Annotated in this window: 14 protein-coding genes; 6 read left to right on the top strand and 8 right to left on the bottom strand. The window is 39.1% G+C overall.

All coding sequences use genetic code 11. From position 1 onward, the window contains the following. Positions 1-38: 38 nt before the first annotated feature. The 3 genes from DLJ48_RS04025 to DLJ48_RS04015 all read right to left on the bottom strand — a co-directional run bounded on the left by DLJ48_RS04025 (position 39) and on the right by DLJ48_RS04015 (position 2,493). On the bottom strand, positions 39-1,163 hold the full coding sequence (locus tag DLJ48_RS04025) for a DUF4097 family beta strand repeat-containing protein (RefSeq protein ID WP_128686151.1): 1,125 nt from the start codon (positions 1,161-1,163) through the stop codon (positions 39-41). Next, complete coding sequence (locus DLJ48_RS04020) at positions 1,163-1,507, bottom strand: PadR family transcriptional regulator (RefSeq protein WP_128686149.1); 345 nt, start codon at positions 1,505-1,507, stop codon at positions 1,163-1,165. The genes DLJ48_RS04025 and DLJ48_RS04020 overlap by 1 nt, the downstream gene beginning before the upstream one ends. 77 nt (positions 1,508-1,584) lie before the next feature. Next, entirely contained in the window at positions 1,585-2,493 is a 909-nt protein-coding gene (locus DLJ48_RS04015) for an RluA family pseudouridine synthase (RefSeq protein WP_128686147.1), read from the bottom strand. 53 nt (positions 2,494-2,546) lie between these two features. Between DLJ48_RS04015 and DLJ48_RS04010 the strand changes: the two genes are divergently transcribed. From DLJ48_RS04010 to DLJ48_RS03985, 6 genes are all read left to right on the top strand, one after another. Then, the gene (locus tag DLJ48_RS04010) at positions 2,547-3,152 is read left to right on the top strand and encodes an ECF transporter S component (RefSeq protein WP_128686145.1); all 606 of its coding nucleotides are present in this window, start codon (positions 2,547-2,549) and stop codon (positions 3,150-3,152) included. Positions 3,153-3,312: 160 nt separating this feature from the next. Then, a complete protein-coding gene (locus DLJ48_RS04005; RefSeq protein ID WP_128686143.1) occupies positions 3,313-3,933 on the top strand; it encodes an ECF transporter S component in 621 nt (206 codons plus the stop codon). Beyond that, the gene (locus tag DLJ48_RS04000) at positions 3,934-5,205 is read left to right on the top strand and encodes an ATP-binding cassette domain-containing protein (RefSeq protein WP_128686141.1); all 1,272 of its coding nucleotides are present in this window, start codon (positions 3,934-3,936) and stop codon (positions 5,203-5,205) included. It abuts the gene before it with no gap. Then, entirely contained in the window at positions 5,202-5,852 is a 651-nt protein-coding gene (locus tag DLJ48_RS03995) for an energy-coupling factor transporter transmembrane component T family protein (RefSeq protein ID WP_128686139.1), read from the top strand. The genes DLJ48_RS04000 and DLJ48_RS03995 overlap by 4 nt, the downstream gene beginning before the upstream one ends. Positions 5,853-5,970: 118 nt before the next feature. After that, positions 5,971-6,954 (top strand): YdcF family protein, encoded by a 984-nt coding sequence (locus DLJ48_RS03990; RefSeq protein WP_243148678.1) that lies wholly within the window; start codon positions 5,971-5,973, stop codon positions 6,952-6,954. Next, positions 6,947-7,861: a magnesium transporter CorA family protein gene (locus DLJ48_RS03985; RefSeq protein ID WP_128686135.1), complete on the top strand. Its 915-nt coding sequence runs from the start codon at positions 6,947-6,949 to the stop codon at positions 7,859-7,861. Before DLJ48_RS03990 ends, DLJ48_RS03985 begins: the two co-directional genes overlap by 8 nt. 30 nt (positions 7,862-7,891) lie before the next feature. On the opposite strand, the gene DLJ48_RS03980 is transcribed toward DLJ48_RS03985, so the two are convergent. From DLJ48_RS03980 to alr, 5 genes are all read right to left on the bottom strand, one after another. Then, positions 7,892-8,248, bottom strand: coding sequence for an acylphosphatase (locus tag DLJ48_RS03980; protein ID WP_128686133.1), 357 nt, complete (start codon positions 8,246-8,248; stop codon positions 7,892-7,894). A gap of 80 nt (positions 8,249-8,328) precedes the next feature. Then, positions 8,329-10,506, bottom strand: a complete 2,178-nt coding sequence (locus tag DLJ48_RS03975) for an LTA synthase family protein (RefSeq protein WP_128686131.1) — start codon at positions 10,504-10,506, stop codon at positions 8,329-8,331. A 35-nt stretch (positions 10,507-10,541) separates the two neighbouring features. Beyond that, positions 10,542-11,006 (bottom strand): GAF domain-containing protein, encoded by a 465-nt coding sequence (locus DLJ48_RS03970; RefSeq protein WP_128686129.1) that lies wholly within the window; start codon positions 11,004-11,006, stop codon positions 10,542-10,544. Further along, positions 10,999-12,015: an NAD(P)/FAD-dependent oxidoreductase gene (locus DLJ48_RS03965; protein ID WP_128686127.1), complete on the bottom strand. Its 1,017-nt coding sequence runs from the start codon at positions 12,013-12,015 to the stop codon at positions 10,999-11,001. The genes DLJ48_RS03970 and DLJ48_RS03965 overlap by 8 nt, the downstream gene beginning before the upstream one ends. Beyond that, on the bottom strand, positions 12,015-13,130 hold the full coding sequence (alr, locus tag DLJ48_RS03960) for an alanine racemase (protein ID WP_128686125.1): 1,116 nt from the start codon (positions 13,128-13,130) through the stop codon (positions 12,015-12,017). Before alr ends, DLJ48_RS03965 begins: the two co-directional genes overlap by 1 nt. Between the last annotated feature and the right edge of the window lie 31 nt (positions 13,131-13,161).

Genomic DNA, 13,161 nt, shown 5'->3' with positions numbered 1-13,161 from the left:
GCCCGATGCGATTAAACATAGATTAAGTTAAAAAAACTCTAATCAATCACAGCACTGCCAGAAGCAGTTTGCGCGCTAACACGATATTGGGTCGGATCACCAACTGAGCCCAGTTTTCCTGAATTCGAATCGATATCAAAATTAATTTCAGCATTGAAATTATCACGAATTTTAACACTGCCTGATCGAGACGCTAGTTTGAAACTAAATTGATCTTCATGGGGCAAATGTATTTTCAAACTACCCGATGCTGCAGAGAAGTTGAGGTCATCAGTTACTTTTTGAAAAGATGCATGAACAGATCCGGATCTGATAGCAGTCGAACCAGCTCCATTCACATTATCAAGATGAATGGAACCTGAACTGCCTTGAATCGCGTATCGTCCCTCAACATCCTTCAAACGAATACTCCCAGAAGAAAAATTAGTGTTTGAGTTTTCGAAAGAAGATTGTTTTATTTTAACGGAACCGGACGAAAAAATGCTGTTAAAATTACTAAAGAAACACTTGTCGATCTGTAAAAGACCAGAAGTAAAATGGGCTTCGCTTAATAGTTTGTTTTGTAGATCGCTTAAGTGCAAACTACCTGACGAAAAACGTGTATTCAATTGACCTGTGAACCTTTGGGGCAGTTCAATTAACAATTTCGGTTGCTGCAGGTCGCTAGCGAAAAGACCGATCGTAATATGATGATTTTCAGGCAGCAGCAGCATAAGTCGACTGTTTTTGCGACTTACTTGTACTAGAGGCTCATTTAATAGATTCGTTTTAGCGTATTGCGTCACCTTTAATTTCTCTGACGAGGTTGACACGATCCTGACCGCATCCGACTTAAAACTCAGATCAATTTGGTCAATTTTTTCTAGAGAAAAATCATCCTCATAAATAATCTTCTGTTGTTTTTTACTGTCGAAAACGAATTCAAAAGCAAATGAATGACTGCTTTTCTTTGTCCCGGTCTTTGCAATTACGTCAGCTAGATCGCCCATTTGCTGAAAAGCTTTGGCCACTGATTCCTGATCAGATAATTGTTCTGTATGTTTGATATCGTTGGCGCTTTCAAACAAATCATCATACATTTCATCGTGCAGATCGTCTAAATCCGAAGAAGGTACGTAATCTTTAAATAACTGGGTTAATTTGTTTTTGATTAATGTGTCCATTATTTGTTCTCCGTTAGCAACTTATCAATAATTTTTTTTGAAAACCGCCACTCTGCCTTTGACTTGGCGAGCTCAGCTTCACCAGTCGGAGTCAAACTGTAGTATTTTCTGCGGCCGCCCTGGTTTTCATCGTCATTGCCATAATAATTTTTGACTAAGCCCTGAGCTGACAGACGCCGGAAAACTGTATACAAAGTTGCTTCATTAAGTTGATATTCACCATTAGTGATAGCTCTAATCTGTTTTGAGATCTGATATCCGTATGAATCGCCAGATTCTAAAACATTCAAAATAATCGCTTCAGTGACGCCACGAATCATATCTTTAGATATTTCTTGTGTCATGCCGCCTCCTCCTCTTGCTTCTATGATTAATTTATAACATATTACTATTTGTGTCAATGTAATATGGCAGGCTGCGTTTACAATTTCAATTGGCGGGGAAAGTCCTTAGGGATCGCTGCCGTGATAGATCGGCACACCGTATAGTCGGAAAAAAGTGATGGTAATTTAATCGTTGCTGAATGTAAAAGCAGGCGTGGATAATCGCGGCCATGATATAGGCGATCACCGACTAACGGATGCCCGATGGCCGCTAAATGGACTCGAATTTGATGTGTCCGGCCAGTTTCTAGATTGATCCGTAATAAAGTATTTTGATAAACAGTATGGATTTTTTGCCAATGTGTGATGGCTGGCAATCCGCCACCATCACTAACTACTCTCTTATAGGGATCATTTGGATCCACCGCAATTGCTCGATCGATGATACCGGCGTTGTCTTGCAAATTGCCGGATACCCAGGCCAAATAGGTCCGTTTAATCCTCTTTTTAGCTAATAGTTGATCTAAAATTGCGACAGCTAATGGATTTTTAGCAATGAGGACAACGCCCGATGTATCCTTATCAATGCGATGCACCATAAAAGCATGGGCCGCCTGTCCACGTGAAGCGTGATCTTTTAGCACAGCTTCAGCGTAATTCAATAATGTGTCGTTTTCATCAGGCGAATGCGGGTGCATTTTCATAGCAGCCGGCTTATTAACGATCACATAATCCTCAGTCTCAAATAGAATCCTGACCTGATACTGCTTATTAGCAGAATAGTGTTGCTGCTTGTGGAAATCCTGAATATTTAGTCGAAAAGTGAGTTCATCGCCATCTTGCAGGACTGTTGCCGTCGAAACATTCTGTCCATTGACAAATAAGCGTTTATTCTGCCGTAACACGCCACGAATAAAACGCGGAACCAGCCAATAACGCAATAATTCTTTGACACTTTTGCTAACAAAAATCCCACTGACTATAAAACTATATTGATAAGATGACACTATGCTAAAATTTTAGCGCTTAGATAAATTTTGTGTGCGAATGGGGAGAATTAATGCAGAAGAATAGTTGGAAAATTAGAGAAGTCATTTTAGCTGGTTTGATTGGTGTTATTTTCGGTGTTTTGTATTTTGCTTTTGGAATTCCCTGGACAGCCTTTATGAGCATGACAGCACCAATTGCCAGCTTTTTGACAGGACATTCTTTAGCAAGTTCATTATCAACATCCTTAGTCGCTGCGCAAGTCACGACCGCTGCAACAACCGGTTTGTGGCTTATGGCAGGACCAATTGCAGCCCTTATTATCAAAAAACCCGGATCTGCTTTTCTAACTAACGTTGTGGCTTCAATTGTTGAATTAGCGATCGGTTCAGCTTGGGGTGTCCTAGACATTATTTGGGGAGTCGTTCAAGGTGCCGGAATCGAAGCTGGTTTTGCAGCAACGAGATATAAAAAACCAATGCTTGGTCTTTGGCTATCAACTGTCACAGCTAGTTTGATCAGTTTCATCTATCACTATTTTGAAAAATCTTATTATAAATTTAGTTTTGACTATGTCTTGATTTTGTTTGTGATCTGGTTTCTATCGATTTTTATTTTTTCTGGTGTGATTGATTTTATTATTTTTCAACTATTAAAAAAAGCAAAAATAGTCAAGTGAGTCTATGCTAGAATCAGTAAAGAGTTGGAGATTCCTGACAAAGGTGTCCGTATTTATTGGCTGAGACTTGTCCATCAAACTCGTAGATTATTTCCTGCGTGGGGAGATAGCGAAAAAGAGTCGTTATCTTTCGACTCTTTTTATATGCGGAGGGTATCCAGTGGCAGTAAGAACTTCTAATACAAGTGGATGGAAAATTAAAGATATCATGATGGTTGTTTTAATCGGTATGATTTTCGGCGTCATGTTTTATGTTTTAAAAATTTCCCATAATGCTTTTGCTTCGATAACTAAACCACTCATTAGTTTTCTATCGTTGCATTCGATCACACTGACCGTCGGTGCCAGCCAGGTTTCTCAACAGGTTATGACTGCTGCAACTATTGGTTTGTGGGTTATGGCTGGCCCTGTTTCAGCATTAATCATTAAAAAACCTGGTTCAGCCCTGCTTGGTGAACTGCTGGCTGCAATCGTCAAAATGGCGATTGGATCTACCTGGGGCACCACTGATCTAATTTGGGGCCTTGTTCAAGGTGCAGGCAGTGAATTAGGGTTTGCGCTAGCCGGCTATAAAAAACCGCTTGTCGGTCTATGGTTTTCAACTATAACAAGCACAGTTCTCTCTTTCGGCTACAATTATTTTTACGCTGCGTACGACAAAATACCCGTCAATTTTACTTTGTCTCTCCTAATTATTTGGTTTGTTTCCATTTTATTTTTTGCCGGTATCCTCGTATTTGTCATTTATTTCTTTTTGAAAAGAGCAAGATTAGTTAAATAATTGCCACAAATTTTATTCAACAATCAAGATATTTCCGTTGAGGACAAAATAATTTTAAAAAAAGTTGATCTCTCGATTAATTCTGGCGATTTTATTTTGTTATCGGGTGTCTCTGGATCTGGTAAAACAACCTTTATTAATGAGATCGTCAAAAAATACCCGAAAACGACTGCTCGTGTTTTCCAGGATTCCGATCAGCAATTCACGATGGCAACTCCTTTTTTAGAATTAATTTTTCTACTAGAGAATAATCGTCTGCCAAGTGATCAAATTGAAAATAAAATTAACAATATCTTGTCAGATTTCAATTTATTGAATAAAAAAAACCAAAGCGTTGAGACCCTCTCTGGCGGTGAGCAACAACGATTAGCTTTAGCAGAAGCAGTTAATCTGGATTCTAATTTGATTATTTTGGATGAACCTTTCGCTAACGTTGATATGACTAATACGCGTTTTTTGCTCACAAAAATTCAGCAATTACAGCAGCAAGGAAAAACGATTATCATAGCTGATCACGATCCACTACTTTATAGAGATATGGCTGATCGAATTTTTCTTTTCGAAAATCAAGCAATTAGACTACTTTCCAAAGAAAAATTCTCGGAATTTTATCAGCGCTTTGCCTATGAATCTCATTTCCAGTTAGTCCAGGGATCAATGCCTTTGCGCATTCTTTTACAAAAGCTATCCATCCATTTTCCCGATCAGATACTTTTAGAAAAAACCCAAGCACAGATTTACGAATCACAAAATGTGTTGATCAATGGAGAAAACGGTTCGGGAAAATCCACTTTGTTAAAAGCCATCGCTGGCTTGGAAAAATACCAAGGTCAGATTAAAAAAACTGGTAAATTGTCATTAGCTTTTCAGAATGCCAGTGACAGTTTTTTAAAAATAACTGTTAAAGAAGAGATCGAGCTTAGCAAGAGAAAAAAATTTCATCATAGTCTGACCGACGATCAAATAACTGATTGGCTACAAAAATTGTCCTTAGATCAATTATTAAATTCATCCGTGTACACACTTTCCGGCGGCGAACGCAAGAAACTACAAATATTGCTGCTTGGAATCCAAGCACCAGATATTATGCTATTAGATGAACCTTTCACCGGATTAGATAAAAATTCCGTCTTAAATTTAATTGATTTTTTGAACAGCACTCGATCAACTAAAATATTCACAAGTCATCAACTTTTTGCCCTAGACAAAATTATCAATGCAGCTTATCTGATTCATAACCATCACTTGACCCAATTGGAGAGCTTGCCATGAAACCTGCCTTGAAATTCATTCTTGTTTTCATCATTGGTTTGGAACTGGCCTTTGTGCGTTCGCTTTGGTTGAATATTCTAACTATTTTCGCGGCCTTGCTCTACCTATTTATCAAAAAAATTTCTTTAAAAAAATACCTTTGGCTGGCCATTATCGGAATAATGCCCGCCGTAGGCAGTTGGTATATGTATTTTAATTTGAGCAGCGATCATTCTGAAATCTTCGCTTGGATTATGGCTACAAGAGTCTATGCCTATATTTTTTTAGGCAGTATCATCGCCTATAGCCAGACTACAACCGAATTAATGCGCAGTCTGGAACAAGATTTAAAATTAAATCCTACCTTTGTTTACGGTATTCTAGGCGCTTTAAATTTTCTACCCAAAATGGATCGACAAATCAAAATTATTAAAGCCTCTGGGAAAATGCGCGGTGTACGTTTAACGATTTTTTCACCCCAGCTCTACATGAAAGCTATCTACGATTCAATTGTCTGGTCCAATAATCTCAGCCAGGCTATGTATGCGCACGGTTTTTTAGAGGGGGCTGCCAGGACACAATATAATAAAAAACCTTTACAGTTAAAAGAAATAAGTGAATTTTTTGCTTTAATCATTCTCAGTGTTCTTGCCGCACTGATAAAATAGTCCTGTGTTTATAAATTTTTTAATCCCTTTCACACAACGATCAGCATTCCCTTATTTTGCTCTCGCTTTAATTTTCCTTATCATATTTGCATACAGCGTTAGAAAAGATTATCGTTTTTTGAAAAACGGTTGGTTCTTGAATCTTGCAATTGAAAGTTTTTTGTTCGGTCTGTTCATTTGGACACGTCAATTAAATGCCAATCTTTTTCAAGTCACGCGTTTTGTTATTCTGCTGCTAATCGCCTCGGTCGTCATATTAGCTTTTTATTCTGGCATTACTTTAGTTATCTGGAGTTTTAAAATGTCCAAAAATGCTAAGTATCGGTCTCGTTATCGTTTTTCGACCCATTTGGTCATGAGCATGTTTACAGTTCTTTGCTTGCTTGCTTTTATCCAACTAGCTCATATCAACATGCCTAAAAGCATAGCTGGTTTAGTCTCTTTTGTACCCCTCTTTGTCATTTATCTTGGTTTCGTTTTTGCTGACTTTATGACCCAAACCATCCTTGTTAATTTAATTGGATACAAAATCAGTCTGCGGCGGAAAAAATATGCTTATCTGATTATATTGGGTGCTGGTTTATTAAAGGGCGACCAAATATCCGAAAATCTCCAGAACCGTTTACAAGCTGGGTTGAATTTTGTTCTTCAGCATCCCGAAACAAAGATCATCGTGTCAGGTGGTAAAGGATCGGATGAGCGTATTAGCGAAGCGCAGGCAATGAAACAATGGCTAGTCAAAAAAGGTTTGTTAACTTCCAGAGTATTAATGGAGGATCTGTCAACAAACACTAAGGAAAATTTCCAAAAATCTATGAAAGTGATTCGAGATAATAAAACCAAAGGAAAAATCGATCAGCTTCAACTGCTTTTTGTAACTAATTCTTATCATCTCGCTCGAGCCAATTTTATCGCCTTGTCTCAGCAGCTGCCTATTAACGGGCTACCTGCAAAAACAACTAGAAATTATCTTGCTTCAGGCTGGTTTAGAGAATTCGCCGCGATACTTTTGATAAAAAAAAGACAGCATTTGTTCGTGCTATTATTGTTGTTGATCAACAGTTTCATAATTGCATTATTTTTGGGATTGACTAATGCTTAAAATACATAATATTAATGAAAAAATGACTTGGTATGAGGCAAAAAATCCCAACCAAGCTGAACAAGACCAGTTAGTTAAGCTCGGCGTTACACGAGAATTACTTTTTTACGCACTAGATCCCAATGAGTCTGCACGAACAGAAATTGACCAGCCCAGCGGTAATGCGTTGATTGTTTTCGATATTATTACGCCCGAATCACCTTTTTCTGCGACTGAGCCGGTTGGCATGCTAATTGATAAGAAAGGAAATTTTTTTACAATTGCGCGATCAACAACTGCTCGTATTTCTGAAAAACTGTTTGCACTTGCAAGGGAAAATCATCTCGACAAAAGCAGTTTAACGCCAATTGATGTTTTCTTAAACGCAATTTCTGTCTTAGTTGCCGAATACATTAGCACAATCAGTGTAATCAACCGCAAACGCAATATCATTCAATCCGATCTACGGCAGAAAATTCAATCCGGTGCCATTTCCTCATTAATGGAATTGGAAACGCAAATGATTTATATGCTTGATTCGCTAAGAACCGATCGAACGGCCATCTCTCGCCTGCAGGCTTATTTAGGTGATCGTGTTAACGATAACCAAAAAGAGTATTTTGCAGATGTCTTGGTTGAAAACACACAAGCTATCGATATGGCCAACCAGACCGCAGATGTCATTACAACCATTTCTAGTGCCTATTCAAATCTCAACAATCAAAGGCTCGACAAATCTCTGCGCGTGTTAACCATGCTGCAAGCCTTAATGGCCGTGCCAACGATCGTCACAGGCTTTTATGGTATGAATGTACACCTGCCCCTGGCTCACTTGGCTTATTCTTGGATCCTTACTTTTGTGATCACAGGCATTTTGATCCTTGTAGAACTGGTCATTCTCTTTAAAATTCACTTCTTTGATCGCTAATTAATTGACCAAATATATTGTTAACAAAGACTATCCTCTCACTGAGAAACTAGTTTCCTGACTATCAACGGGCAGAATTTTTTTGTCGATCTGTGTTATTTTGACCCATTCCAGTGACTGCATATAGGTCAAGAACTGAGTTATTTTGCTATCGCTGCCTTGCAATTCCATTGCCACTTGACCGTTATCTAAGTTTTTGACCCAACCAGTCAGCATCAATTGAGAGGCCGCTTGCTCAGCCTCAAAACGAAAACCAACGTGCTGTACGCGACCGGAAAAAAATAACTGGTAGCGAATCAATGTGCCATGCTTTATTAATGAGGCTGTTTGGTCAGCCTTTGTTTCATGTGCAAAGTTTTTATTTTGCTTTTTTTTAAAAAAATTCATGATCAGCTCCACAAAAATACGTGGTTAAATTTAATTAACAGTTCATTTAGCACTGTCTACTGTTAAGTTTAATCGATTTTTTATTTGCCGCTGATGTCATCAGGATTTCTAAATTGAATTCTTCCCCAGTCCTTGCGCGGATCATTTTGTTCGGGTGCATCAGTTTTATAAAGACCGCTAGTTGTCTTATCGCCATTTTTAGACCATAGAGACGTTGATTTTAGGCCCAGTTTTTTATTTTCCGCATTCAAAAAACTATTAGTGGCGACGACCCCATAATCATAATTCTTCGGATTAATCGTTTTGAAATCCTTAGGTTTATAAAAACGCAGCAAATCCTTATAGGTTAATTCATCAGATAGATTTAATTCGTTGCTAACTTCTTTTTGCCATTTAGATAACTTATCTGCTAGACTCTTCAACATTGTTGACGAATCGATCGCTTGGTCCGTTTGGTTATTCCAGAGTTTTCCAGCTGTATATGTATACTTTGGTGTGACAAAATCCTGGTTGCGGAAAATTACCAGCTGCTTATGCTGTTTGCTCAAAAGATCTTGGCCAAATTGAATATAACGTTTGGTCGAAATACCTAATAAATGTTCCAGCGTTGGCAAGACATCTATCTCACCACCATAAGTAGGATCAATATGACCTAGTTTCGACCCCGGAATATCAATCATAAAAGGAACTCGCTGCAATTGAGCATCATCGTTAGCATTCCAAGTGGTCGGATCCTTGCCAATAACCGATGCTAAAGTTTTATTTTCTGAATTAGAAATACCAAAATGATCACCATACAAGACAATAATCGAATTTTTAAGCAAACCAGCTTTAGCCAGATAAGTATAAAATTCCTTGATTGACTGGTCGAGATAATGATTCGTCACAAAATAATTATTAATAATCGGGTCATCAGTACTGGTTGTTTTAAAATTAGGGTCTTGATCAACAGTATCCAGCGCAAAAGGATAATGGTTCGTCACGGTCAGATATTTAACATAAAAAGGCTGCTGCAGTTTTTCCAAATATGGAATCGAATCTTTGAAAAGCAGTTTGTCTTTAAGTCCCCAAGACTCGGATTTCTGCCCGCTGACATCATAAAAAGAGGCATCGAAAAAGTGCTGATAACCCAACGATTTATACATAACATTACGATTCCAAAAAGAAGCGGTATTGCCATGAAAAACAGCTGTTGAATAGCCAAGCCGCTGATTGACAATAGCAGGCATTGCTTCAAAGGTATTAGAAGAATATTTCGTAAAAAGGGATCCTGACGGTAATCCAAAAGTCGATGTCTCCAACATATTTTCAGCGTCTGATGTTTTTCCTTGGCCAACCTCGTGAAAAAAGTTTGAAAAAGAAATTGTATCCTGGCCATGGTACAAAGAATTTAAGAAAGGTGTGACTTCTTGACCATTAATTTTTTGATCAATGCCAAACTGTTGAAAGGATTCTAGATGAATAATAATGACATTTTTGCCTTTAGCAATACCGTAATATTTTTTGTTTGGTTTTGCATAATGCGACTTAATAAAGGTCTGAACTTGATTCAAGTCACTTGGTTTGGCCGAATTTCTCAAGGTATTGATCTGTATCGTGCTAAAAGCATCTTGAGCTGTATAAAAATTCAGACCCATGTATTTAACGTAATAAGTATCGTCAAAGCCGCGAGTTAACAATTGCGGCCGCGAACAGTCAGCGAGAAATAAATTGAAAAAGAGAATCAAAATACCCAACGATAAAGCTAAAACTGATTGATGTTTCGTGATAGCTTTTTCTTGCATTCTTATTTTTTTAAGCAGCAAAAAAACCACGATCAAAATTAAATCAAGCCAGTAAAGCGGATCCTGAAAACGCATCAAAGCGATCGATGCACCACCAAGACCTTGATTAACCTTCGAATAGCCGAGCATGACATTGATCGAAACAAAACTAGTCATTTCTCGATAATAAATACAGTTGATATAAAGCAGCAGTGTTAAAACTGCATCAACAGCAATTGCCGTAATGTAAAAGGGCAGTTTTGGTTTCACAAAGGAAATCAGAGCAAAAATAATCACGATCATAGCAATTGGATTGATGATCATGATGAAAAACTGGAAAGGATCAGCAACTCCTAAACCACCAAAATCAGCGAAATAAGCTAGCAGTGTTTTTGCCCAGAAAAAAAGCGTTAACAGCCACAGAAATCCGATCCGACTGTTTGGATTAAATCTTTTTAAAAGCCATTTCCAAAAATTATTTAGCGCTAGAACCATTGTTTTCCATTATACCGCCGATGAACAGCCGGACATTAAATATGATCCAGCAAAGTCTGCGTGAAAGCTGTTAGATCCAGCTGTATTTGTGTGTCGAAACGGTCAATTTTTTTCGAGTCAATATCCAAAACACCGATTTTTTTGCCTTGTTTGCTAGTCAGAGGCAGAACAATTTCAGAGTTAGAAGCGGGATCACAGGCAATATGACCAGCAAACTGATGTACGTTTGGAACATAGGTTGCTTCTTGTTTGATGAAAGCTGTACCGACAACACCCTTGCCCTGATCGATCCTAGTAGTGGCTGGCAAGCCTTGAAATGGTCCTAGCAGTAAAGTATCCGTCTTTTCATCGAGCAAATAAAAACCAGCCCAATTAATGTCGGGAACAAACTGCATCAAAACAGCAGCGGCATTGGCCAAATTGGCAATCCGATCTGTTTCGTCTTCGTAAGCTGCCAAAAACAGCTGGCTCAACATTGAATCTGCTTTTAAATTAGCCATGTTTGAAAATCTCCTTTGTATTGATAGCGGTCGAATGCTGTGGCCCGCCGCGATCAGGATCGAAATAGCGAACAGCCTGGTTGACAGCGATTGGCACTTCACCAAAAGCACTGATAATCAGGTCAGATTTGCCCAAATGACTTGCAGCATCGCCAACGGCAAAAAGACCTGGCGTGGTTGTCATCTGTGCAGTATCCGTTAAAAACCCTTGCTGATATTGCTGAGGTTTATCCTGCCAATGATCAATTGTCTCAAAAGAGGCTGTGAACCCATATCCAGCAATTAACTGATCTACTAAAAGTGTATTCACACTGTCATCATGCATATCTTGCAGTTGGATCAGCAATTTTCCGGCTTGTTTGGTCAAGCCGCTGATCTTCTTCGGTGTCACAAAAGTCGTCAAATCACTATTTTCTAATTTTGTCATCGAAGATTCTAAGGCTCTGAAATTATCGCGACGATGGATCAAGTGGACTTGTTTGCCATGATTGACTAATTCCAAAGCATAATCGATCGCCGTATTGCCACCACCGACGACGGCAAACTGCTGATTTTTTGTTTGCGACAAATCAGGCAGCGTGTAAGCTAACAATCCGGCTTGCTGTGCCTCGCTAGCACCAGGTACGTCAATTTTTCTTGGACTGAAAGAGCCATGACCCGTCGCAATGATGACTGATTTTGCTTGAATTGCAGCGTGATGATTAATTTCAACGCTGAATTCCGATGCTGTTTTTTTAATGTCTGTCACTTCGGAGTTTAAAAAAGTATTGCCGTTAACTAATTGAGCCTGCTGATCGAGCTTTGCGACCAGATCACGACCGGGGATGCCTATAAAAGCGGCTAGATCAAGAATTGTTTTCTCTGGGTACAAAGCAGTTATTTGACCACCAACTCGTGCCGTCGACTCAATTAAAGCTGTTTTCAATTCGCGAAGACCAGCGTAAAATTGTGCAAACAAGCCAGCGGGGCCAGCACCTATAATCACAATATCAAAGACGTCTTTTGCCATCAGTCCACAACCAGTCTTTTTAAGCGGTCTGAAAATGCAACCGTGATCTTCCAAGGGGGCACACCGGAATGCTTGTGCAGATCATATAGTGTATTTTCATATTGACCGTCTTTACCGATCAAAGTAACTTCAGTTCCAATTGGATAATCATGCGGCAAAACCACCATCATTTGATCCATGGCAACTTGACCGACCTGTCGACAGCGCTGACCATCGATCAATAACGAGAAATCTTGATATTCCGCCAGCCAACCATCCCCATAGCCAATCGGAATCGTGCCGATCCAAGTATCCTTGCTCGTGACAAATTTGGATCCATAACTAATGCCTTCACCAGCAGGAATTTTTTTAACAAAGGTCAAGGCTGATTTTAATTGGAAAACAGCTTTTAAAGCATCAATTGGTCCCAAAACACCTTCTGAGGGTTCGACACCATAGACGACTGTGCCGACTCTTGCAATCGAATTACAAGCTGGCAATTCATCAGCATGATACATAGCGGCCCCAGAATTCATGACATGAACATATTTCGGCATAGGCAAACCGTCAGTTAGTGCATACCAGTGTTCTTTTTGTTTACGAAAATAAGTATCGTCAGGATTATCAGAACTGGCAAAATGCGTATAGATACCATCATATGAGAAATGATGGGGATGCTGCTTTAAAAAATCGATCTCGGCTTTTAAAACATTTTTAGAACGGGCGCCAATTCGATTCATGCCTGTATCGACAGCCAAATTAACTGATAGTTTGTTATCACCAAGAATTTTGTCAGCTTGTTTCAGCCAATCCAAAGAAGCAACCGTGGTCAAAAAACCATATTCAGCAGCTAGTGCTGCATCTTCAACGGGTGTCGGGCCAAGAATCAAAATGAAATCATTAATTCCGGCTTGGCGAATCGCAATACCCTCATCAATTACTGCTACAGCGAGTCCATCAATACCACAATCCTTGGCAATTTTAGACACAAGCAATAGTCCGTGCCCATAAGCATTTGACTTCACAGCCAACCACAAGGTTTTGGCTCCAGAAACCCGTTTGACATAATCAGTATTAAATGCCAACGCCGACTTGGAAAACTCCAAGCGTGTTGGCCTATGTATCGCTTCTACCATAATGGCAATTATATAATGACATCAGACTTTT

It is taken from the genome of Oenococcus sicerae, assembly GCF_004102045.2.
GTDB classification, from domain to species: domain Bacteria; phylum Bacillota; class Bacilli; order Lactobacillales; family Lactobacillaceae; genus Oenococcus; species Oenococcus sicerae.
This window is presented reverse-complemented; position numbering and strand designations above follow the sequence as displayed.

Excerpts from the sequence above, each read along its gene's own strand:
- DLJ48_RS04025 (WP_128686151.1), bottom strand. The coding sequence starts at position 1,163 with ATGGACACATTAATCAAAAACAAATTAACCCAGTTATTTAAAGATTAC.
- DLJ48_RS04020 (WP_128686149.1), bottom strand. The coding sequence starts at position 1,507 with ATGACACAAGAAATATCTAAAGATATGATTCGTGGCGTCACTGAAGCG.
- DLJ48_RS04010 (WP_128686145.1), top strand. The coding sequence starts at position 2,547 with ATGCAGAAGAATAGTTGGAAAATTAGAGAAGTCATTTTAGCTGGTTTG.
- DLJ48_RS03995 (WP_128686139.1), top strand. The coding sequence starts at position 5,202 with ATGAAACCTGCCTTGAAATTCATTCTTGTTTTCATCATTGGTTTGGAA.
- DLJ48_RS03985 (WP_128686135.1), top strand. The coding sequence starts at position 6,947 with ATGCTTAAAATACATAATATTAATGAAAAAATGACTTGGTATGAGGCA.
- DLJ48_RS03980 (WP_128686133.1), bottom strand. The coding sequence starts at position 8,248 with ATGAATTTTTTTAAAAAAAAGCAAAATAAAAACTTTGCACATGAAACA.
- DLJ48_RS03975 (WP_128686131.1), bottom strand. The coding sequence starts at position 10,506 with ATGGTTCTAGCGCTAAATAATTTTTGGAAATGGCTTTTAAAAAGATTT.
- DLJ48_RS03970 (WP_128686129.1), bottom strand. The coding sequence starts at position 11,006 with ATGGCTAATTTAAAAGCAGATTCAATGTTGAGCCAGCTGTTTTTGGCA.
- DLJ48_RS03965 (WP_128686127.1), bottom strand. The coding sequence starts at position 12,015 with ATGGCAAAAGACGTCTTTGATATTGTGATTATAGGTGCTGGCCCCGCT.
- alr (WP_128686125.1), bottom strand. The coding sequence starts at position 13,130 with ATGGTAGAAGCGATACATAGGCCAACACGCTTGGAGTTTTCCAAGTCG.